This is a genomic window from Streptomyces sp. NPDC030820 (assembly GCF_055572075.1).
This window is the reverse complement of the sequence record NZ_JBVIEB010000004.1, coordinates 270,890-292,648: the sequence shown is the minus strand read 5'-3', so window position 1 is coordinate 292,648 and position 21,759 is coordinate 270,890. Positions and strand designations below refer to the sequence as shown.

Genomic DNA, 21,759 nt, shown 5'->3' with positions numbered 1-21,759 from the left:
CATGCCGACGGCCTGGACCGCAGCCGTCGGCGACCAGGCACCGGCGGTTACCTCTTGATCGTCACCTGGAGAGGGGCCAGGTCCGGGCTTGGAGCGGGCTTGTTACTGCCGGCGGACAGCGGCTGAGCAGCCGTGGTCTGCGACGCCACGCCCTTGTAGTACGGCGTGTAGACGTAGTGGGTACCCACGCCGATGGCCGCACCGATCTTGGGAATGACGGACGCGTCGACCGATCCCGTGCCGCCGAAGACGGCCACGTGGTACATGCTCGACGACATGCGCATCAGGTACCGCTTGGTGTCGTACGACAGCGAGGTGGTGTCGGTCCACAGCAGCGGACCGTACGTGGTCATCGCCGACGACGCGGAGACACCGCCGCGCCAACTGCCCACGGAGGCCACCGCGGCGTTCGACGGCAGCGACCACCACAGGTCGGCGAGCTGCATGGCGTTCGACTGCGGAGTGGAGCCCGCGACCCGGTAGTAGCTGTACTTGCTGGGCCAGTTCGGCATCTTGCCGGCGTTGTACGCCCTGGCCAGCGCCGACTCGGCGTCGGTCCCCACCGTGATGATGTCCGTCGTGCTGGGGCTGTACTTGTTGAGGTACCCGTAGACCGACGACGTCATGGTCGTACCGTCGGTCAGCACGACGGTCGCGGTTCCGGAGCTGCCCATGGAACCGGCGGCGGAGCTCGCCGCGAGGGCGTTGTGGTAGTCGGTGCCGGTTGCCAGGAAGATGTACTTCGGCGTGCTGGTGACGGTGTTGGCCACGGCCACCGAGGTGGAGTAGCGCGAGGTGCCGGACAGCCGCTTGGCCACGTATCCGAGCGAGGTCACCTTGGACGCCACCGTGCTGTTGAGGATCGTGCTGCCGCCGATCAGGTAGACGGTCTTGCCCTTCGGCAGCATGCGCTTGAGCTCCGTCTGCACCGAGGAGTCCAGGCCCGTGCCGGAGGTCATCAGCACCGGCCCTCGCTTCTTGCCGGCCAGCGCTGTCGCGGTGGTGGCGTACGCAGAGTCGGACTTGCTGATGAGCACGGCCGCGCCCGCGTTCTTCAGGCCGGGCGTGCTCGTACCGACCGTGTTCCAGGTCCACTTGGACGCGGCGATGTTCGTGTCGTACGAGTCGGAGCCCCAGACCCGGGAGATCGCGTTGTCACGGAGCGGCTGCCAGGCCACGTTCGTGCCCTGGGCCTGGGGTACCTGCGTCTCCGTGCCCGTGCCGAGGTCGTGGATCCACACCTGCGGGCCCTGGGGGACGTCCGGATTGCCGGAGACGTAGATGTCGTACGCGATCCGGTCGCCCTGCGGCGACCAGGCGGGACGATTGTGGTCGGTCGCGTCCGTGGTGAGCTGGGTCAGCCCGGTGCCGTCGGTCTTGACCGTGAAGAGCTGCTTGTGTCCGTCGACGGACCGGGTGAAGGCCACCGACTGGCCGCCGGGGGAGATGCTCGGCTCGCTCGCGTCGTCGGCCACCTTGGTGAACGCGCCGGAACGGCCGTTGTAGACCCAGACGGCCGGGGTGCCGGCGGTGGCGCAACTCGTTCCCGTCCGTACGAAGGCGAGCATGCCGTTCACCGCGCCGCTCGGCTGGGAGTCGCAGCCGTCGACGTCGGTACCGAACAGGGCCTCGGGCGTGCGGGTGCCGTCGGCCGCGGTCAGTCGCAGCCGGCCACCGGCCGTGAAGACGATGTCGCCGCCGCCGTACCAGAAGGTCGGATCGTGCGGATGCCAGCCGCTGCCCGACGGCATGGCCATGTCCATGCTCTGCGACCCGTCGGACAACGCCGTGCCGATGTGGTCGTCGTACGGGTTCACGAAGACGATCTGGCTGCCGTCGGCGGACCAGGCACCCTGGTTTCCGGTCGGGTAGAACTGGGACAACCGCGACCCGTCGGGGTTGATGTAGTTCATCGAGCCGCCGACGTCGGTGTACAGCAGTGTCCCGTCGGTGGCGGGCCAACTGCTGGGGACGGCCGCCGCCGGCCCCGGAAGCGTGGCGACGAGCCCCGCCGCGAGCGCGGCAGCGCTGATGAGCGCCGCGAGTCTGCGGCGCGTACGCATGTTCAATGTGCCCCCACAAGTGAATGGTTGCCCGCCGGGCCCCTCCCCCAAGGTGAACGGACGGCATCGTGATCGTCCGCACGGCAGCGGCGAAACATTAGCGGCAGGCCACGGCATCTGTGAAGGCAGGGGCACGCGGGCGAAGGGGCTGATCGGAGGGCAGAGCGGACGCCCGGTCAGGCGGCGGGTGGTCGCCTCCACTCTCCCGCCTCGATCGGCAGCTGACCTCGGGCTTTCGTGCAGGGTCATCGTCGGTCGGTGTGGGCGCGTCGGGCGGAGGCGATGTTGACGTGCCCGGCCGGCTTGAGAGCACCGCGGATCAAGTCGCGGACGGTGGCCAGGACGGCGGGGTGTTATGGGCCCTGACAACACTCCTGCCGTGGCCGCGCGTTTATGGTTCCGCCCGTGAATACCACCGCCCGACAACGATTTCAGGCCGTGCCGGGACTGTAAATCAGCCAAGCCTTGACCGCCGCAGCGTCTTCGTATCAAGATCCTTCCTAACCCCCGATAGCGGGGGTGGAAAAGGGGGAAACGTGAAAAGGTTTGGAAAGTCAATACTCTTCGGCATTTCGGGCGCCGCGCTTGCGGTTTCCAGCTTTGCCACCCCGGCGACGGCCTACGGCCCTCAGAGCGGAACCCGTACCGGCCATAACGTGGTTGAGGCCGGCGACGGCCTCATAGCTGGGCAGCCCGCCATCCATAAGAGGGGTGACGGCGTCAACCCGCCGGCGCAGCTGGGTAACCCCTCCGAGTGGGGCGTGGTAAAGCTGGAGATCAAAGATTTGGCCGCTCAGCCGAGAGGGAATACCTGCGAGACTGTGACTCATGGCAAGTGGTGCTATGGGTACGAGGTGGTGTCGGCTGGCACTGGAAAGAAGTGCTACTCGAACTACATCGCGGATGTGACTCACAAGTCAACGGTCAGGGTCGTCAACATCGACCATTCAAGTGGCTGGGTGGCGAAGGGGGAGACTTCCTACGCCAACCACACGCAAGGTGCGGCATATACCTGCTATGCATATTACGATAATGCATAAACTTGTCCGCAGTGATGAGGGTTGATCTCCGTCGGGTGGGCCATTACTCCGGGCGCACACGGGTCCGGAGTAATGCCGCATCAGGCCGGAAGAGGAGAGAGTGAACTTTTGGGGTGCTCGGGCCGCGTCGTTTGCGATACCACTCGGGCTTGGCTTGTTGCTTGGCCTGACAGGGCCTACCGCTGAGCATTGGGGCGGCCGTCCAGGTGCGGCCGTGGGCGCCGTTTTCACCGGTGGGTGGCCGTGGGCCTGTTACGCGTTTCTGGTGGGTTATTTCCGCCGATCTAAAATCGAATCGATTGTTCTCGCGCCTCTGGGGCTGGCTATCGGTGTCGTGACCTACTACCTGACTAAGGAAAGCCTGGCCTCCCTGGGTGGACTGGATTCCTCAGGTGCGGGATCATCCGGAATTGCCCTCTGGGGTGTGCTGGCATTCTTCTTCGGAGCACCCCTTGGGCTCCTGGGGAACCTCGCGCAGGTGCCGGGCATCGGCGGCCTGTTCTTCCGGCTGCTCATTCCCCTGGTGGCTTTTAATGAGACTTCCATGCGTCTGGAGACGGAGTCGCACGGGCCGAGTCAGGTTGTTCTGGGTACCTGGACCACCGTTCGGTTCACGGCTGTTGCCGTTGCGGTCGCTCTGGTGGGCCACACGGTCTGGGGTTGGTGGAGGTCTCGCCGTAATCGTTCCGCCGGGGTGGGCGTTGGCTAGCGAGGTGTTTCAGCGTGGCCACTGAAGTGTTTGGCGTGACCACTGATCGAGTGACGACGTAACCGTCCGCAACGGACAAGGCCCCCGTGCCGTTGAGGGAGGTGTTCGGCGTCTCAACTCGCTGGCACAGCAGCCCTGTCGGTTTCCTGACCTGCCGCACTCGACCTGCCCCGTGCCCTGGTCGAGTAGGTCACCATGCTCATCGTCACCCGCGAGGGTGACCGCCGCTGCAAGCTCCCACCGCACCAGCGTGCTCTGGTCGGTCTGCTGTACCTGCGCCGGCACATCACTCTCGCGCAGATTGCGGCCGGCTTCGGAATCTCGATCGGCACCGCCCACGCCTACACGGCCGCGGTGATCGGCCTACTCGCCGATCGCACGCCCGGCCTCCTGCGCGCGCTGCGCGAAGCCGACCCGGACTACGTCCTGTTGGACGGCACCCTTGCCGAGTGCGACCGGGTCGGCGACAGCCGCGCCGACTACTCCCACAAGCACTGCCGGCGCGGAGTGAACGTGCAGGTGGTGACCGACCCGGCCGGGCGACTGCTGATCTCACCCGCCCTGCCCGGCCGCGCCCACGACCTGACGGCGGCCCGCACCCGCCGGATCATCCGTATCTGTGGCAACACGCTCGCCTCCACGGCCGGTGCCGGCACGCGCGAGCTGATGACCCGCATGGGCCACAGCAGCTCGCGGGTCGCGCTGATCTATCAGCACATGACCAGTGACCGGGACCGGGCCATCGCCGACCGGCTCGGTGCCATGATCCGGGTGGGGGAGTGGCCTCCGAGTCCTCCGAGAAGGACCCTGCGGGCTCGTAGTGGCACGTCTGTGGCACGACCCCTGAAACGCCGAAGGGCCAGCCTGGGAGGAAACCCCTCCTGAACTGGCCCTTCTTTCTGTGCCCCCGGCAGGATTCGAACCTGCGACACCCGCTTTAGGAGAGCAACGGAGCCTGTAGCCAGTGGCTCCTACCTGCACCGTTCGTCTTCATGATGACACCTGGAGTGTCTGTGAGTGCAGGATTCGCCTGTGGTTCACGGCTAGAAACACGGCTCCTTAGAAGCGGCCTGAGCGGGTGTCTCCTATGGCGTCGTCAGAACGTTGGAGCGCGATGGGCCCGTTGTTTGAGGAACCGGACGCGCGGGAGGTGACGGCCCGCGCCCGTATCGAGGACCTGCGTTAGCTGATCGGGGAGTTGACTGAGTTGCTGGAGCGCGAGGAGGTGGTGCTGCCGCGGCTGGAGATCACCGGGAGATGGTTACCGAGATCCTCGGTGAGGCCGGAATGCAGGCGCCGCCCAGACGGCCGGTGGGCTTCTCGATCAGGAGGAACCGCCCTTCGTGCTCGATCAGAGCCGCGGTAGCCCAGGCCTGGATGCCGTCCCCGTGGGTGCGGATGACGAGGTCGTCGGCCAGCCGTTCAAAAGTCGAGGACACGGCAGTCTCCGCATGGAGATGACGTCGGGACGGGGTGGCAGTGCCGGACGGGCAGCTTCAGGGGGGCCAGCAGCGCGATGATGCTGATGGGCTGCCGGCAGTGAGGGCAGTCGCGGGGCGCGGCGGACTCCAGCGGTTTTCTGGCAGGCGATAGTTGGTGGGGCGGCGCGGTGGCACGGGCGATGGGTTTGGGCGGGAGCGGAAGTTCCGGCCTCGGGGGAGCCGGCAGTTCCGGCACAGAGGTGCGTTCGGTGGTTTGGGGGCAGTGGCGCCGTCGATGGCGGCCTGGATGCCGTATGCCCCTTCCCGACTGTGCATGCCCTATGGAGGTTCCATGGATTTCCTATGGTGATGGTCACGTTGTTTCGTATCTGACTCCGCTTTAGGGTCGCACTCGACCACTTATTTTTGCTTTACGTCTGTGTGCGCGGGGGGCTGCAGATGTTATTTCGTCATGCCGTCACCCGTGCCTGGAAAGGAATTCGGGTGACTCCTCGTATGCGCAGGATGCTCCCCGTCGCGGGGGTTGCTGTCGTTCTGGCGCTGGCGGGCACGCCGATGCTCGCCTCCGCCGACCCGCAGCCGACCGGGGGGACCGCGGGGGCCACGCCGCCGTCCGCGGTGGAGGACTACGCCTATCCGAACGCGGATCAGATCCAGCGGGACAAGGGCATCAAGCTGATCAAGGGCGACGGGCACATCACCCTCGCCACGTGCGACGACTCCGCCCAGCAGATCAAGGTCCTGACTGTGCAGGGGCAGAGCGGGGATTCGCAGGGCTCCTACTGCTTCAAGGCTTCCACGAAGTCGGGGTATCTCACGCTGGAACTGCCGCGGGTGTTCGCGCTGGAGACTGCCGACCACCCGATCAGCGCGGACCTGAGGCCGCAGGCGGATCCTTCGGCGCCGGTGAAGACGGTGACCGTGGACAAGAACGGCTACCAGAGCGTGGGCGAGGGCGCGGCCGGTGGTGCACCGGCCGTGCTGCTGGAACTGCGGGTCACCGGCTGACCGGCCCCGCCTTCCGCTGCCTCTCCCACCCCTTCTCGCACGACAGCAAGGAACCTTCATGTCTGGCTTTCGTCCGCGCACCGCGTGGACCGGCGGTCTGATCGCCGCCACCTCGCTGGCCGCCGCCGCCCTGACCGCCGCACCCGCCACCGCCGTGTCCGGCCCGACCGCTTCCGGCACGGTCTCGGCCGCCACCGCCCGCCTGGATGTCGGTGGCCAGCGCGGTTGTTCGGGCACTCTGGTGGCCCCGCAGTGGCTGCTGACCGCCGCGAGCTGCTTCACCGACACCCCGGGTGGCACGCTCACCTCCGGCGCGCCCAAGCTGAAGACGACCGCCGCCATCGGTGGCAGCGCGCAGCAGGTGGTGAACCTGGTGCCGCGCACGGACCGGGACGTGGTGATGGCCCAGCTGGCCAAGCCCGTCAGCGGGGTCACCCCGGTCGCGGTGGCCGGCGCCGCGCCCGCGGCTGGGGACGAGGTCCAGGTTGCCGGGTTCGGACGTACCCGCGAGGAGTGGGTGCCCGACCAGGTCCACGCGGCTGCCTTCAGCGTCCAGGACACCGCCGCCACCACCCTTGACCTGGCCGGCAAGTCCGACGGCGCCGCGATCTGCAAGGGCGACACCGGCGGCCCGGTGCTGAGCGCCACCGGAGCGGTTGTGGGTGTCAGCAGTCTGTCCTGGCAGGGCGGTTGCCTCGGCAGCGATCCGGCCGAGACCCGCACCGGCGCGGTGGCCGCCCGCGTCGACGACCTGGCCTCCTGGGTGCAGCAGGTCGCCTACGCCCCCGTCTTCGCGGCCGCCCCGTGGAAGCACGCGGTGCAGATCACGGCCGGCTACTACACCGGTGACTCCGCCGGCGGCACCCGCCACACGGACCTGATCGTCGTCTGGGACGACGGCAAGGTCACCCTCTACCAGGGCGGCTACGGCAACGACCCCGCCCGCCCCTTCATCGCCGAACACCAGCTGCAGCCCGCAAAGAGCATCTGGACCCACGCCCTTGACGTGAGCGGTGCCAACACGGGCGGCGCCACCGACGGGCTGGTGGTGCGGTGGTCCGACGGTGAGATGACCCTCTACACATCCGTGGACGCCAAGGGATTCCACGGCGAGAAGCAGCTCGCCCCGCCGAAGTCCGCCGAATGGAGGGACGACGCCCAGCAGCTGACCGCCGGCCGCTTCACCGCGAACGGCCTGCGTGACGACCTGATGGTGGTCTGGAAGGACGGCCACGTCTCCGTCTTCAGCGACCTGGCGGCCAACGCCCTGAAAAAGCAGACCCAGACCGTCGCCAAGAACCGCACCTGGCCCTTTGCCGAGAAACTCGCCACCGGCTCCTTCACCGGCAAGAGCACCGACGACGTGCTGGTGCGCTGGATCGACGGCGAGACCACCATCTATCCCGGCATGACCGCCAAAGCCCTGCCCGGCGAGATCAGGATCCGCCCCGAGAAGTCGTACTGGACCAACGCCGCCGCGATCACCGCCGGCGCCTTCACCACCAATACCACCGCCAACGACGTCCTCGTCCGCTGGAACGACGGCCACCTCAGCTACTTCACCGGCGTCGACGCCAACGGCCTCCACACCGAAATCCAACTCGCACCGGCCAACTGACACACCCGGACACGGCCTTCTGAGGGACGGCTCGCGGACGACCGGCGAGCCGCCCCCTGGCACCGCGCTGCCCCGGAGCCGACGACCAACGGCACCGCCGGCAGGGACAAGCGGTGCATCCCCCCAACCGAAAGAACGAATCGAGTCCGCAGTGACATATCCACGACGCCCGGGGCGCGTGGCGGCAGGGGCCCAGCGCGCGATTCGCGTGCTGTGCCTGGGCCTGCTGCCCAGCGCGCTCGTCCTGGGCCTGCTGGGACCCGCACCCTCCCCGGCCAGAGCCGACGGCACCACCCCCACGGACACCGGCATCTCCGGTGCCCTCCCGGACACCGACCGCGCCAAGGTGGTACGCCTGTGGGAAACGGGCGGCCCCGGCGTGCGGGCCGCCGCCGAGGTCGCTCTCGTCGGCAGTGACGACGACGTCAAGAACTTCCTCTCCCAGGCCTCCGACATCGCCGTCCAGGACGAGCGGGTGGCCGCCGCCCAGTTCGCCAGCGTCGGCGGCCTCAGCCTCCAGGATGCCGCCCGCAAAGCACTCGACGGGACGCCGGACGACCTGAAGGCGTTCCTGAAGGACGGCTGGAAGGCACCGCTGCAGCAGGACCAGCGGGTCCGCGTCGCCCAGATCATCGACGCGGGCGGCCCGGAAGTGCAGAAGGCGGGACGCGCCGCGCTCAACGGCACCCCCGAGGACATCAAGAAGTTCCTCGACAACGACCAGTACAACGACCGGGAACAGGACGAGCGGGTCGAGGTCGCCCAGATCATCGCGGCCGGCGGGCCGAACGTCCAGGCGGCCGGCCGTATCGCGATCAACGGCACCGCCGAGGACATTCACGAGTTCCTGCAGGTCGGGCAGTATGTGTCCCGTGCCCACGATCAGGAGCACGCCACGATCGCGCAGCTCGCCGATCAGGCGGCCAAGGCGGGCAAGCTGGCCGGGCAGCAGACCCAGGCCGCCAAGGACGCCTCCGCCCGAGCGGTGACCGCCGCGAAGCTGGCGAAGGCAGCGGCGCAGAAGGCCGAGACCGAGACCGAGGCCGCGCACAAGGACACCCAGCACGCGGCTGCCGCCGCTGCCCGCGCCGCGAGTGCGGCCAAGCAGGCCGCGACCGCCGCGCAGACGGCGATCGACGCGGCCAACGCCGCCACCAACGCCGCCCGGATCGCCGCCAATGCCGCCTCCGCTGCCGCCGCTGCCGCCGACGGTGCCGCCCAGGCCGCCTCCCAGGCCCGGGACGCCGCAGCGAACGCGTCCATCGACGCCGGCCAGGCCGGCGCCGCCCGCAAGGCCGCCCAGCAGGCCCGCGACGCTGCGGCCGGCGCTCACGCCGCCGCCCAGGCCGCCGACTCGGCCCACACCGCCGCCGCCCAGGCCGCCGACGCGGCAAAGGCGGCCAGCGGCGCCGGCAGTGACGCCACCGATGCCGCGAACGCGGCCGACCAGGCCAACACGCTGGCCGACCAGGCCGGCGCCCACTCCGCCGAAGCCGCGAACGCTGCGGCCAGCGCGCACCGGCACGCCCGGGAAGCGGCCCGTGCCGCCGACGCCGCCGAATCCCTGGCGAACGAGGCCGCCACCGATGCCGGTGAGGCGCGTGACGCGGCGAACGACGCCGCCACGCATGCCGAGAATGCGGCCAAGGCGGCAGACGACGCCGCCGCCCACGCCGGACAGGCGGCCACCGCCGCCAAGCAGTCCGCCGAGCACGCCAAGGCGGCCAAGAAGGACGCCGACGCCGCCAGCGCCGCGGTCGCCAAAGCCCAGAAGGTCCACGACCTGGCAGTCCGCATCGACGCAGAGCAGTTGACCGCGCGTACCAACGAGGCTATCGACCACGCCCAGGACCTCAAGGCCCAGGAGGACCAGCGCACCGCGGCCCAGCAGGCGGCCACGCAGCAGGCCAAGGACCTGCAGGCCGAGGCGGCCAAGCTCGCCGACCAGGCGTCCCAGTCCGGCGCGGACCCCGCGCAGATCGCCCCCGAAGCCCGCAAGGTGGCCCTGGCGACTGTGAAGACCGGCCGCTCGTGGAGCCAGTCCGCAGCCCTCGTGGCGCTGGCCGGCTCCGACCAGGACGTGACCGACTACATCCGCACCGGCCGTCAGGACGCGAGCGCTCAGGACGACCGCCAGGACGTCGAACACCTCGCGGAGGCAGCTGGCTCGGCCGACGTCCGCGCGGCTGCCGCCAAGGCCCTCGACGGCGACCCCGGCACGGTGAGCGCGTTCCTCGCCACCGGCCAGTACGAGGCCATGAAGCAGGACATGCGCCTGTACATCGCCCGGACCATCGCAGGCGCCGGCCCGATCGAACAGCAGGCCGGCCGCACCGCGCTGAACACCGACACGGCGGATGCCCTGCGCCGGTTCATCACCACCGACGACACCCAGGAGCGCACCCAGGACGAACGCGTCCGCGCCGCCCAGCTCGCCGACCCCAAGAACAGCAGCAGCGGCCCGGAGGTGAAGGCCGCGGCGAGGATCGCCCTGGAAGGGCCCTCCGACCTCCTCCACCTCTTCATCACCGTCGGCCAGTACAAGGCGCAGCGCCAGGACCAGCTCGGCGCCACGCACGAAGCCCAGATCCAGCAGCTCATCGCACAGGCCGCGGGCGTGGCCGCTACCGCGCAGAAGAACGCGGCCGAGGCGGGCAAGGCAGCAGCCACCGCGGCCAAGGCCGCAGACGAAGCCGCCGACTACGCCAAGCAGGCCGACCAGGCGGCCAAGGACGCCAAGAAGTACGCCACACAGGCCGACGGCTATGCCACGCAGGCCGAACAGTCCGCCAAGGACGCCGCCGCCTCGGCCAAGACGGCCCGCAACGCCCAGCAGGACGCCGAGAACGCAGCCGCCGCGGCCGTCACCTCCGCCGCTCAGGCCCAGTACTCGGCCACCGCCGCACGCGGCTCCGCCGACTCGGCCTGGACATCGGCTCAGCAGGCACGTGCCTCGGCCTTGGCCGCAGGCAAGGACGCCACCGCTGCCCAACAAGCGGAAGACGAGGCGTTCCGTGCAGAAGTCGTCAAGCGGCAGCAGGCGCAGGCGCAGTTGCGGCGGTGGTACGAGGAACAGAAGCAACAGAGCCAACAGGAGGACGACGGCAGTTGGGTACCGGGCTGGCTCAAGGACACCGTCAACACGATCGGCGACTACGGTCAGGCCATCCTCGGTAACTCCGACATCTGGAAGGGCCTGTTGGAGACGGGAGCCGGCATGATCGGCGTCGGTTCGGGCGCCTCGATCGACGTCGCGGGCGGAGGCCTGTGCCTGACCATCATCGGCTGCCTTGAGGGTGCACCCGCGATCGTCGTCGGTACCGGGATAGCGGGCGCGGGGATCTACGGAATCACCGATGGCATCAGCCGATTCAACAACGGTCTCGGACAAGCCCTGCGGGAGGCTGAGGGAACGCCCCGTTCAGGAAGTCCCCAGATCAACTCGAACGGCTGGCCCGTTCCCACCCAGAGCAACTGCCTGGAATGTGCCGAGGTCATCAAGGGCAAGGTCGGCGGTGAGATCTACGAAATGAAGGACTCCTTGGGAGCAAGACTCGGCCCGTCCAAACGCGACCCCCATGGCCAGTGGCACAATCACTTCCTGGTGATCAAAGACGGTCGAGCGTACGACGCTTTCACTGGTTCGGAAGGCATGGATCTGGATGCATATCGGCAACAATGGGATTACTGGCAATACATTCGTCTCGACGCGCGGCCTGACCTGGGGTAGCTGATGGACATCCAAGAACTCTGCTTCCACCTGCGAAATCGGCGCCGAATGTATCTCATGGACGACCGGTTCTCAACGATGGTGGCATTCATCGAGGGGTTCTGCACCGCTCTTGGGAGCTCACCGCTGAGTGGATTTCAGGACTGGGTCTGCGGACGGATCCTCGGTGGCCGTTCGAGTATCCACTGGGCATACGTGATCGCCTCGACCAGAGTGCCCGAGATCCTCGACGGGAACATGCCCATCGACCGGATCCCCCGCGAGGTGGAGGCCGACCTGGCAGACCTGGCGCTTGACCTCGTCGAGGAATTCTCCAACCGTCCGGTCGCCTGATGGGCAACTCATGACGCCGTCCCGCCTCGGACCCATCAGGCGGACGAACTGAGATCTATCCAGGACAAACGGGGCTCCTGTGCCGTTGCGAAGGAGGGACGCAACCTCGATCGTCGGTACAGGAGCTTCGTGCCATTGCCTGCGCGACGTCGAGGCGACGCACAGTCCTGTCTGCTCTGAGGGGCGCCGCCCGAGGCGGTCGCCCCAGGGCCCCCTTGCTTTCCCGCCGTGGCTACATACCGTAGGCCCGGACCATGTGTGGTCCGGGCCTACGCCGTGCACGGTGGTTTTATGTCAAGCCCGGGGTGTCGGAGGAGATGTATGCGAAAGGGGCCAATTGGACACGCTGTTTAGCGACTGACAGCGGAGCGCGCTCACCTCAAGGTGACGAGTCGTGGTGATCATTGGCGTGAAGGCGGGATTCCCGCCGCTGATCACAGAGGCGGGCATTTACGACAACGATTTCCACGAGGAGTGGTCATGAGGGATGGCTCCAAGATCTCCGACAGCGCCAAACTCAGGGGGTTCCGCGCGATGCCCAACGGCGAAAGCGGAGCGCCCTGATACTCACGCCTGGAGGCTGGAGACATCGTCCGTTCGTACGTCGGCACCGGCGCCCAGGAGCTCGGTCACGTTGTACGCGCGCAGGTCTTTCAGACGGTGGGTGTGGATCTTCAGCTTCTGCGCGAGGCGGCGGTATCTCTGGCTGACGCTTGAGGGCACGAGTGGGGCGGAGCTGTCGGCTTCGCCGGAGAACACGAAGGCGTCGCGGGCGAGTTCACCGTCGAGCACCTTGCAGCGTTCCTCGGCTCGGGCTCGGTGGGCGGCCAGGACGGAACGCGTGATCACGTCGATTGCTTGCTTACGGCGCTGGTGGGTTTTGGTGTCCTTGATCCTGCGGCCGTTGTTGGAGTGCTTCACGAAGAGTTCGAGGCGGTCGAGGTTGATGTCCGACCAGCGCAGGGCGCACATCTCGCCGCGGCGTGAGCCGGTGACCATCGTCATGAACAGGAACGTTCCCCAGTCCAGGTCCCGCTGCCAGGCAGTGTTCAGAACCAGGGCTGCCTCTTCCGGAGTGGGCGGGTCGGGGTTCGGCTTGGGTTGGGATGGCGGCTCGGCGAGGGCCGCCACGTTCGTCGTCACGTAACCCCAGCGCAGGCCGCGGTTGAGGGCCGGGCGCAGGATGAAGTGAATCTTGCGGATGGAGTTCGCGGCGAGTGGCTCGCAGACGTGCTTCTGCTTCGTCCTGGGGTCGGTCTTGCCGTTGCGTCGGCCCTCGCACTGTTCCTGGCACTGCCGGAGACGGGCGTAGAACAGCTCCAGCATCTCGGCGGTCAGCTTGCCCGCCTTGAGGTCGCCGAACGTGGGCCTGAGGTAGTTGCGGATGATGCCCTCGGCCCGTTCGTACGACGTCTCGTCGAGTTCGGTGACGCCCAGCCACCGGTCGAGCAGAAACGACATGGTCACCTGCGTCTTGGGGTGGCGCTTCTCGTCGACCTGGTGCAGGAGCTTCGTGCGGGCCTTCTCGGCCTCGGTCTCCGTCTCAGCCTGCTCGTGGAGGTAGATGTCCTTCTTCGTGAGCGGGTCACGCCCGGCGTAGACCCGGACCTGGAAGCCGGCCCCGTTGGGGCGGATGCTGCCGCGCTGACGTCGCTTGCTCTTGGTGTTCGCCATGGTTCTGGAACCTATTCATGGTTAATGCCATGGCTACGACGAACAGCGCGCCTACCTCAGAGAGGTAAACGCGCTGGTCAGACACTGTGCCCCCGGCAGGATTCGAACCTGCGACACCCGCTTTAGGAGAGCGGTGCTCTATCCCCTGAGCTACGAAGGCAAGAAGGCATTGCTCGATCGGTGGCGGCGGAGCCACCGAGCGACAGTGTAGCGGGTGGGGCGTCGGCATACGGCGGGCTGGGGGCGTGGGGTCAGGATGCGGGGATGTGGGTGAAGCGGGAGGCGGTGTGGAGGTCCGACTCGATGTGGGCGGCGGTGGTGCGGAGGGCGGGGAGGATCTCGTCGACGCAGTCTTCCAGGGTGCGGCGGGCCGCGTGGGTGGCGACGTTCAGGGCGGCGACCGCCCGGCCGGCCCGGTCCCGCAGCGGTACGGCGATGGATCGCAGTCCCGACTCCAGTTCCTCGTCGACCAGGGCGTATCCCTGGGCGCGGACCTCGGCGAGGGCCGGGGGAAGGGGAGACGTGGTGTCCGCCAGGAGGACGCGGCCGAGGGAGGTCTGCGCGGCGGGGAGGCGCGCGCCGACCGTGATGTGGACCGTGAGGACGCGGCTCGCGCCCGCTCCGGCCGTGTACTGGATCTCCGCGCCGTCGGGCGTCAGCACCGCCAGCGCCGTCGGTTCGTGCAACCGGTCCGCGAGCAGGCGGAGGTGGGGCTCGGCCAGGCGGGGGAGCGTGGTGCGGGACAGGGGTGGGAAGCCGAGGTCGAGGACGCGGGGGGTCAGGGCGAAGGTGCGGTCGGGGTGCGCGCGCACCAGGCCCAGGTGTTCGTGGGTGAGCAGTGCGCGGCGGGCCGTGGCCCGGGCCAGGCCGGTCGCCCGTGCCACCTCGCTCAGGGACAGCGCCGAGCGGCCCTCGCCGAAGGCGGCCGGCACGGTCAGCCCACGCGCCAGGGACTCCACGAAGTCCCGGCCCAGCTGGTGCTTGGACGCCGTCGTCCAGGTCGCGAGGCCCGCGGGGGGTGGCCCCGGCTCGGGCGGCGGTGCCGTGCGCAGGGCGGACTCCATCGCCGTCACCGCCGTACGAAGGCGGGGGAGGAGGGTGGTGCGCAGGTCGGTCGCCGAGTGGCGGCTGGTGTGACTGACCACGCTCGCCACGCAGGCCACGCGGCCGGTGTCCGGGTGCCGTACGGGTACGGAGACCGCGACCAGGCCCGGTTCGACCAGCTGGTCGTCCACCGCCCAGCCGTCCCGGCGCGCCCGCTCCACCCGTGCCGGGAAGGCGGAGTCGTCGGCGGGCGGTTGCCTCGGCGGTACGGCGGGGAAGGCCGCGTCCGTCGGGTCCGCCGCGCGGCGGGCGCGCCAGCGGGTCCAGTCCGGCTCCGCCCACTCGGTCGCGAACAGCGGGCCCGGGGCGGTGCGTTCGGCCGGGAGCAGGTCGCCGATGCGGAAGCTCACGGACATCGCGCGGCGTCGGGTGGCCTGGTGGATGAAGCGGATGCCGTCGAGGTCGGCGACCGCGAGCGAGACCGACTCGTCCAGCTCGTCGGCCAGGGCGTCCGCGTGGGCGCCGAGCAGTGCGGGCAGCCGCAGGGCGGCCAGGTAGGCGTTGCCCAGTTCCATCACCCGGGGAGTGAGTACGACGTCCCGGCCGTCCAGGCGGACGTAGTCCATGCGGGAGAGGGTGGCGGTGATGCGGTCGACCGTGGAGCGGGCGAGGCCGGTGGCCCGTTCCAGTGCGCTGGGGCTAAGCGTGCCGCCCGCCTCGGTCAGCCGCCGCAGCACCCCGACCCCGCGCAGCAACGGCCCGACCGCTTCGCCCGCTTCGACACGGGCGTCGGCATCCAGTGCGGTCTTCGCGGGCATCGGCTCTCCGGTACGGCGTTCGGGCACGCCTACGGTAAACCGCCGCCCGGCGCGCCGTGGCCCGATGCGGGCCCGGGCATCCCTACTGCCGTGTCACCCGCAGCCGGTGCGTCCCGTCCTCGTCCCTGCTGATCACCTGGACGGTGATGCCGTGGCGGGGGTCCTTGAAGGTCTCGCCGGGGGCGAAGGGGGCGTCGGAGAGTTCTGCCTGGACGTTGGGGCTGTGGGTGCAGCCGCCGCTGCCCGGGTGGCTGTCGTGGACCGTGACCGGTCCGCGTCCCGTGTCGATCGTGCCGTCCACCTTGTAGATCAGCACACCGGGACGGCACACCACCTCGTCGTTGCCGCCCTGCTCCCGTACCTCCAGGGCGTATGCACTCCGGGCGTCCAAGGGGACGAGGACCAGCTTTCCGCCGCCCGGCTTGTACAGCGGTGTCAGGTCGTACTCGACGGTGCCCCGCGCCGCCACGCAGCCCACCTGGGAGCCGTCCAGCCAGCCCAGCTTCCACTTGTGCCAGCCGAGCAGATCGTTGGAGGCTCCCCAGTCCTCGCTCATGATGTCCCAGTGTCCGACCGTGCCTCCTCCCTCCTGCGTGTACAGGTCGGGCAGGCCGAAGGTGTGGCTGTTCTCGTGCGGCAGCACCCGGTAGCCGGTGCGGGAGTAGGAGCCGGAGCCGTCGTCCTGGCGGGAGTAGACGAAGGACGCGTTGGCGACGGGGACGCCGTCGGCGACCGGGGCGTCGCCGTTGCCGGCGAAGGTCACGGACAGGACCGTGTCCAGGGCGGAGGGGCCTGCGTTGGGGGTGATCAGGACGTTGAGGATGTCGTACGCGCCGAAGTCCACCCTCGGGTCGGCCACAGCCACGATGTCCTGCACCAGCTGCCGGTAGCCGGGGTCGAAGGGTGCGCCGCGCACTATGCCGTACCCCTTGAAGGGCCGGGGCATCCGCAGCCATGTGGTGATCGGTGTCTCGGGCCGGTAGTCGAGGCGGCCGTACGACGCGGTGCGGAACCACTTCTGGGTCTGCGGGAAGAACTCGTGGAAGCGGTCCATGGCCTTGCCCTGCCCGGGCGCGTCGGAGAAGTCGACCATCAGGGTCAGGGCGTGGAGCGTGCCCGTGGAGTGGGCGTAGCCGTGCGGGGTGGGGATGCCCTCGGTCATCTCCACGTCGGCACCGCCCTGGACCGTGCAGGGGGAGAGTGCGGATCGGGCCGTGCCGATGGGCCCGGCGGTGGTGGGCGCCATCAGGTGTCCGGTCCCGGCCGAGGTGCTGACCGCCAGGGTCAGCACGGTCACCGCGGCGAGAGCAGCCACCCGGCGCGGGCGTATGCGTCGGCGGGCGCGCGGACGCACTTCGCGGGCGAAGCCACTCTGGGGGGTTTGTGCGTGGGGAAGGCCGCTCCAGGAAGTCCCTGCGTGGGCGAGGTCGCTCTGGGGGGTTTGTGCGTGGGGGAGGCCGCCCCGGGTGGTCCCTGCGTGGGGAAGGCCGCTCCAGGAAGTCCCCGCGTGGGGAAGGCCGCCCCGGGTGGCTCCTGCCGGGGTGAAGCCGGCCCCGGGGGCTCCTGCGCGTGCGAGGGATATGCGGCGGGGCGGCTGCGGCTGCATGCATGGACCCTTCGCTCCACGGCAGCCACCGTCCTCCGGCTGCACCCTTGCGCTCACCCTGTGTCGGCGGGGTGCGGGGCGCGCGCTGGAGGAGACCGATCGTGGGAATGCGGGCCCGCACGGGGGTGAATCCCGGCGGGATGTGAGTGTGTCTCAGGTCACAGGCATTCTTTTCGCGGACGGGAAATAACCGGGGAGCCTCTCCCCGTTTAGCCCTGTGTCCGAGCGAAACGGGGACTGCTTCCCCGGATCGCCCCCAAGCAGACCGAGGAGTACGCAGTGCCGACCGCGACCACCCCCGCAGTGCGCAAGGTGCCCCGGCCCCGCGCCGACGCCGTGCGCAACCGGGAGCGGATCGTCACCGCGGCCCGGGAGATGTTCGTCGAGCACGGTCCGGACGTGCCGCTCGACGAGATCGCCCGCCGGGCCGGCGTCGGCAACGCCACGGTGTACCGCAACTTCCCCGATCGCGAGGCCCTCGTCCGCGAGGTCGTGTGCTCCGTCATGGACCGTACGGCCGAGGCGGCCGAGGTGGCCCTCGCCGAGACCGGGGACGCCTTCGCCGCCCTGGAGCGCTTCGTGCACGTCTCCGCCGATGAGCGGATCAGTGCGCTGTGCCCGATGATCGCCAGCAGCTTCGACAAGCACCACCCCGACCTGGAGGCCTCCCGCGAGCGTGTCGAGCAGCTCGTCGAGGAGGTCATGGGCCGGGCCAAGGCGGCCGGTCAGCTCCGGACCGACGTCGGCGTCGGCGACCTGATGATCGTGGTGGCCCAGCTGAGCCGGCCCCCGGTCGGCACGGACTGCCTGCGCGGCGATCGGTTCGTCCACCGCCACCTCCAGCTGTTCCTCGACGGCCTGCGGGCGCCCGCCCGCTCCGCCCTGCCGGGCACGGCCGTGACCATCAAGGAGCTGCGCGAGTCCTGACCGATTAGTTCGGCTCCCGATCCCAGTCCACCCGTAGGCCGGCACACCCGGCGCCCCGGCCGTCACCGTCGACGAGCCACACCCTGAGCTTCCGTTTTTTCGTCCTACTCCCTCTTTTCTCGATCTTTCTCGCACGTTTTCCGTCACGTTCCGTCACGAAGTCCCGAAGTGGGTACCTCCATGTCCGAAACAGCCCGCAAGGCTCCCGGCGCCTCCGCGCCGACCGGCTTCGCCGCACGCGCCGGCGACGCCAACCGCTGGAAGGCGCTCGTCTTCATCGCGCTGGCCCAGCTGATGGTCGTCCTCGACGCCACCATCGTGAACATCGCCCTCCCCTCCGCGCAGAGCGACCTCGGCATATCCGACGGCAACCGGCAGTGGGTCGTCACGGCCTACGCCCTCGCCTTCGGCGGTCTGCTGCTCTTCGGCGGCCGGATCGCCGACAAGTGGGGCCGCAAGCGCGCCTTCGTCACCGGCCTGGCCGGCTTCGCCCTCGCGTCCGCGCTGGGCGGTGCCGCCACCACCGGCCCGATGATGTTCGGCGCCCGCGCCCTCCAGGGCGTCTTCGGCGCCCTGCTCGCCCCGGCCGCGCTGTCGCTGCTCGCCGTGATGTTCACCGACGCCAGGGAGCGCGCCAAGGCGTTCGGCATCTACGGCGCCATCGCGGGCGGCGGCGGTGCCGTCGGCCTGATCCTCGGCGGTTTCCTCACCGAGTACCTGAACTGGCGCTGGACCTTCTTCGTGAACGTCCCGTTCGCCGTCGTCGCCGCGGCCGGCGCCTACTTCGTCATCCGTGAGCCGGAGGGCGGCCGCAACCGCTCCCCGCTCGACATCCCCGGCGTGATCCTGTCCACCCTGGGCCTGGTCGCGCTCGTGTACGGCTTCACCCGCGCCGAGTCCGACGGCTGGGGCGACTCCGTGACCGTCTCGATGTTCGTCGCGTCCGCGGTGCTGCTGCTCGCCTTCGTGGTCGTCGAGTCCCGGGTCAAGGCTCCGCTGCTGCCGCTGCGCGTGGTCAGCAACCGCAACCGGGGCGGTATCTACCTCTCCCTCGGTCTCGCCATCATCGGCATGTTCGGCCTGTTCCTCTTCCTGACCTACTACCTGCAGGTCGTGAAGGGCTACTCGCCGGTCAAGACCGGCTTCGCGTTCCTGCCGATGATCGCGGGCATGATCACGGGGTCCACCCAGATCGGCACCCGCCTGATGACCCGGGTCGCGCCCCGGCTGCTGATGGGCCCCGGCTTCCTGGTCGCCGGCGTCGGCATGCTGCTGCTGACCCAGCTGAAGATCGACTCCTCGTACGGCATGCTGCTGCTGCCCGCGATGCTGCTGCTCGGCCTCGGCATGGGTACGGCGTTCATGCCGGCGATGTCCCTGGCCACCCAGGGCGTCGAGCCCCGGGACGCCGGTGTCGCCTCCGCGATGGTCAACACCTCGCAGCAGGTGGGCGGCGCGATCGGCACCGCCCTGCTGAACACCATCGCCGCGTCGGCGAAGACGTCGTACATCAAGGACCACATCGCCGGTGCGGCCACCAAGCCGCAGCAGCAGCTGGTCGGGCTGCAGGGCATGGTGCACGGCTACACCTCGGCGATCTGGTTCGCCGTCGGCATCCTCGGGCTCGCCGCCCTGATCGCCTTCACCTTCGTCAACGCCGGCCGACCGGGCACCACCGAGGTGATCTCCGGCGAGGGCGTCGAGGACGAGGTGCCGGTGCCGGTGGTGGCCCACTGACGGGCCGCAGCGCGCGTGGCCGTGCGCTGATCTAGCGGAGCCAGGGCAGGTCCGCACCCGCTTCATCGGGCTGGAGGCCCTCGGCGATGATCTCCATGATCTCGCCGAGGGCCTTCTGCTGTTCCGGGCTGAGCCGCTCGAACATCGCCTGCCGCACGGCGGCCACATGGCCCGGCGCGGTGCGCCTCAGCACCTCCGCGCCCTCGTCCGTGAGCACCGCGAACTGGCCGCGCTTGTCGGAGGGGCAGTCCTCGCGGCGCACCCAGCCGTTCTTCTCCAGCCGTGCGATCGCGTGCGACAGCCGGGAACGGGTGATCTTCGCCTGCATCGCCAGCTCGGTCATCCGCAGCCGGCGGCGCGGTGCCTCGGCGAGGCCGACGAGCAGGCCGTAGTAGATGTGCGGCATGCCCGCGTCGCGCTGCAGCTGCCGGTCGAGGTGGTCCTCCAGCAGGGTGGTGGCGTGCAGGTAGGCGCGCCAGATGCGCTGTTCCTCGTCGCTGAGCCAGCGGGGCTGTGCGGCGGAGTCGGATGCCGTGTTCATGCGTTCCACTGTACGAGGCATCTCCTTGAAACTTGAACAAGTCGGGCGTACGGTTGACATGGAACTTGAGAGTTAAAGCAAGCAGTCCTGGGAGTCGCCGCGATGTCCACCAGCAGCCCGGAGCGCATGCCCGCCCTGTACCTCAGCCATGGCGCCCCGCCGCTCGCCGACGACCCCGTCTGGCCCGGCCAGCTCGCCGCCTGGTCCGCGGACCTGCCCCGGCCGAAGGCGATCCTGATGGTCTCCGCCCACTGGGAGGAGGCCCCGCTCGCGCTGGGTGCGGTGGAGACCGTCCCGCTCGTCTACGACTTCTGGGGCTTCCCCGAGCACTACTACCGGGTGCAGTACGCCGCCCCGGGCGCCCCCGAGCTCGCCGAGTCCGTCCGCAAGCTGCTGCGGGCCCCCGGTACCCCCGTCCAGGACATCCCGGACCGCGGCCTCGACCACGGCGCCTACGTCCCGCTCGTGGAGATGTTCCCCGCCGCCGACATCCCCGTCCTGCAGATCTCCATGCCCACGCTCGACCCGGTGCGCCTGATGGACATCGGCCGCAGGCTCGCCCCGCTGCGCGACGAGGGGGTGCTGATCGTCGGCTCCGGCTTCTTCACCCACAACCTCGCCGCTCTGCGCCACGCGGGCGGCGGCGTGCCCAGCTGGTCCTCCGAGTTCGACGACTGGGGCCGTCGCGCCCTGGAGGCCCGCGACTGGGACGCCCTGCTGGACTTCCTGAACAAGGCCCCGGCCGGCCGTTACGCCCACCCGCGCACCGAGCACTTCGCTCCGCTGTTCGTCACCATGGGCGCGGCGGAGGCGGGCGGCGAGCCGGACGCGCAGAAGTCGGTGATCGACGGGTTCTGGATGGGAATGGCCAAGCGGTCGGTGCAGTTCGGATGAGGTGCGGGCCCTTGCCGGGGCGCAGGTGCGCGCGGGACTACAGCTCCTTCTCGTACCAGGCCACGTCCCAGTAGCGGCCGAACTTGCGGCCGACCTCGCGGTACGTGCCGACATGGCGGAAGCCGAAGCGGGCGTGGAGCCGCTCGGAGGCCTCGTTGGGCTGGGCGATCCCGGCGTAGGCGCGGTGCACGTCCTCGCCGGCCAGTGCCTTGAACAGGGCCTCGTAGAGCACCGTGCCGATGCCGCGCCGGCCGGCCTCCGGGGCGACGTACACCGAGGTCTCCACCGACGTGACGTACGCGGGTTTCGGCCGGTAAGGGCTGGATGTGGCGTACCCCAGAATCTCCTGAGAGTCCGGATTCGTGGCAACCATCAGTCGGTGCGGGCCGTCTTCCGGGTGGGAGAGCAGCCAAGGGCGGCGCTCTTCCGGAGTGAAGATCGCGGTATCGAATGTGATGGCCGTCTCACGTACATAGTGGTTGTAGATCGCCGTGAGGGCGTCGAGATCTCCCTCGACTCCCGGCCTGACCTGCACCTCTGTACGTTGCGTCGGCATCTCGCCTCCCGTGTGGCGG

16 protein-coding genes, 1 tRNA gene and 2 pseudogenes are annotated in these 21,759 nt (G+C 69.3%); 11 read left to right on the top strand and 8 right to left on the bottom strand.

The window, feature by feature from the left end; all coding sequences use genetic code 11:
• Positions 1 to 47: 47 nt before the first annotated feature.
• On the bottom strand, positions 48 to 2,063 hold the full coding sequence (locus ACZ418_RS13160; protein WP_468361514.1) for a cell wall-binding repeat-containing protein: 2,016 nt from the start codon (positions 2,061 to 2,063) through the stop codon (positions 48 to 50).
• 536 nt (positions 2,064 to 2,599) lie between these two features.
• Between ACZ418_RS13160 and ACZ418_RS13155 the strand changes: the two genes are divergently transcribed.
• The 4 genes and pseudogenes from ACZ418_RS13155 to ACZ418_RS13140 all read left to right on the top strand — a co-directional run.
• Positions 2,600 to 3,103 (top strand): lactococcin 972 family bacteriocin, encoded by a 504-nt coding sequence (locus ACZ418_RS13155; RefSeq protein WP_468361511.1) that lies wholly within the window; start codon positions 2,600 to 2,602, stop codon positions 3,101 to 3,103.
• A gap of 214 nt (positions 3,104 to 3,317) precedes the next feature.
• A complete protein-coding gene (locus tag ACZ418_RS13150; RefSeq protein WP_468361508.1) occupies positions 3,318 to 3,812 on the top strand; it encodes a hypothetical protein in 495 nt (164 codons plus the stop codon).
• A gap of 195 nt (positions 3,813 to 4,007) precedes the next feature.
• A pseudogene (locus tag ACZ418_RS13145) lies at positions 4,008 to 4,433 on the top strand (transposase); the annotation flags it as partial.
• A pseudogene (locus ACZ418_RS13140) lies at positions 4,422 to 4,589 on the top strand (site-specific integrase); the annotation flags it as partial. The pseudogenes ACZ418_RS13145 and ACZ418_RS13140, both read left to right, overlap by 12 nt.
• A 470-nt stretch (positions 4,590 to 5,059) precedes the next feature.
• On the opposite strand, the gene ACZ418_RS13135 reads toward ACZ418_RS13140, so the two are convergent.
• Entirely contained in the window at positions 5,060 to 5,251 is a 192-nt protein-coding gene (locus ACZ418_RS13135; protein ID WP_468361505.1) for a hypothetical protein, read from the bottom strand.
• Between the two features lie 486 nt (positions 5,252 to 5,737).
• Between ACZ418_RS13135 and ACZ418_RS13130 the strand changes: the two genes are divergently transcribed.
• The 4 genes from ACZ418_RS13130 (at position 5,738) to ACZ418_RS13115 (ending at position 11,943) form a co-directional block, all read left to right on the top strand.
• The gene (locus tag ACZ418_RS13130; RefSeq protein WP_468361502.1) at positions 5,738 to 6,262 is read left to right on the top strand and encodes a hypothetical protein; all 525 of its coding nucleotides are present in this window, start codon (positions 5,738 to 5,740) and stop codon (positions 6,260 to 6,262) included.
• A gap of 58 nt (positions 6,263 to 6,320) precedes the next feature.
• A complete protein-coding gene (locus ACZ418_RS13125; RefSeq protein WP_468361499.1) occupies positions 6,321 to 7,880 on the top strand; it encodes a S1 family peptidase in 1,560 nt (519 codons plus the stop codon).
• Positions 7,881 to 8,058: 178 nt separating this feature from the next.
• Positions 8,059 to 11,610: an ALF repeat-containing protein gene (locus ACZ418_RS13120; RefSeq protein WP_468361496.1), complete on the top strand. Its 3,552-nt coding sequence runs from the start codon at positions 8,059 to 8,061 to the stop codon at positions 11,608 to 11,610.
• Between the two features lie 57 nt (positions 11,611 to 11,667).
• Entirely contained in the window at positions 11,668 to 11,943 is a 276-nt protein-coding gene (locus tag ACZ418_RS13115; protein ID WP_450987682.1) for a hypothetical protein, read from the top strand.
• Positions 11,944 to 12,510: 567 nt separating this feature from the next.
• Here the strand turns inward: ACZ418_RS13115 and ACZ418_RS13110 are convergent.
• From ACZ418_RS13110 to ACZ418_RS13095, 4 genes are all read right to left on the bottom strand, one after another.
• Positions 12,511 to 13,617 (bottom strand): tyrosine-type recombinase/integrase, encoded by a 1,107-nt coding sequence (locus tag ACZ418_RS13110; RefSeq protein ID WP_468361492.1) that lies wholly within the window; start codon positions 13,615 to 13,617, stop codon positions 12,511 to 12,513.
• 87 nt (positions 13,618 to 13,704) lie between these two features.
• Positions 13,705 to 13,777 (bottom strand) — tRNA-Arg (locus ACZ418_RS13105).
• Between the two features lie 91 nt (positions 13,778 to 13,868).
• Entirely contained in the window at positions 13,869 to 15,479 is a 1,611-nt protein-coding gene (locus ACZ418_RS13100) for an IclR family transcriptional regulator domain-containing protein (protein ID WP_468361489.1), read from the bottom strand.
• Positions 15,480 to 15,561: 82 nt separating this feature from the next.
• Positions 15,562 to 16,794, bottom strand: coding sequence for a M6 family metalloprotease domain-containing protein (locus ACZ418_RS13095; protein WP_468361486.1), 1,233 nt, complete (start codon positions 16,792 to 16,794; stop codon positions 15,562 to 15,564).
• Between the two features lie 570 nt (positions 16,795 to 17,364).
• On the opposite strand from ACZ418_RS13095, the gene ACZ418_RS13090 reads away from it, so the two are divergent.
• Both ACZ418_RS13090 and ACZ418_RS13085 read left to right on the top strand, forming a co-directional pair.
• Positions 17,365 to 18,012: a TetR/AcrR family transcriptional regulator gene (locus ACZ418_RS13090; RefSeq protein ID WP_468361483.1), complete on the top strand. Its 648-nt coding sequence runs from the start codon at positions 17,365 to 17,367 to the stop codon at positions 18,010 to 18,012.
• A 180-nt stretch (positions 18,013 to 18,192) separates the two neighbouring features.
• On the top strand, positions 18,193 to 19,749 hold the full coding sequence (locus ACZ418_RS13085) for an MFS transporter (protein ID WP_468361481.1): 1,557 nt from the start codon (positions 18,193 to 18,195) through the stop codon (positions 19,747 to 19,749).
• A 31-nt stretch (positions 19,750 to 19,780) separates the two neighbouring features.
• On the opposite strand, the gene ACZ418_RS13080 is transcribed toward ACZ418_RS13085, so the two are convergent.
• On the bottom strand, positions 19,781 to 20,290 hold the full coding sequence (locus ACZ418_RS13080; protein WP_468361478.1) for a MarR family winged helix-turn-helix transcriptional regulator: 510 nt from the start codon (positions 20,288 to 20,290) through the stop codon (positions 19,781 to 19,783).
• A gap of 102 nt (positions 20,291 to 20,392) precedes the next feature.
• Here ACZ418_RS13080 and ACZ418_RS13075 point away from each other — a divergent pair, with 102 nt between their 5' ends.
• On the top strand, positions 20,393 to 21,184 hold the full coding sequence (locus tag ACZ418_RS13075) for a dioxygenase family protein (protein ID WP_468361475.1): 792 nt from the start codon (positions 20,393 to 20,395) through the stop codon (positions 21,182 to 21,184).
• A gap of 37 nt (positions 21,185 to 21,221) precedes the next feature.
• Here the strand turns inward: ACZ418_RS13075 and ACZ418_RS13070 are convergent, their stop codons facing one another.
• Positions 21,222 to 21,740 carry a GNAT family N-acetyltransferase gene (locus ACZ418_RS13070; protein ID WP_468361472.1) on the bottom strand — a complete coding sequence of 173 codons (519 nt, stop codon included), beginning with the start codon at positions 21,738 to 21,740 and terminating at the stop codon, positions 21,222 to 21,224.
• Between the last annotated feature and the right edge of the window lie 19 nt (positions 21,741 to 21,759).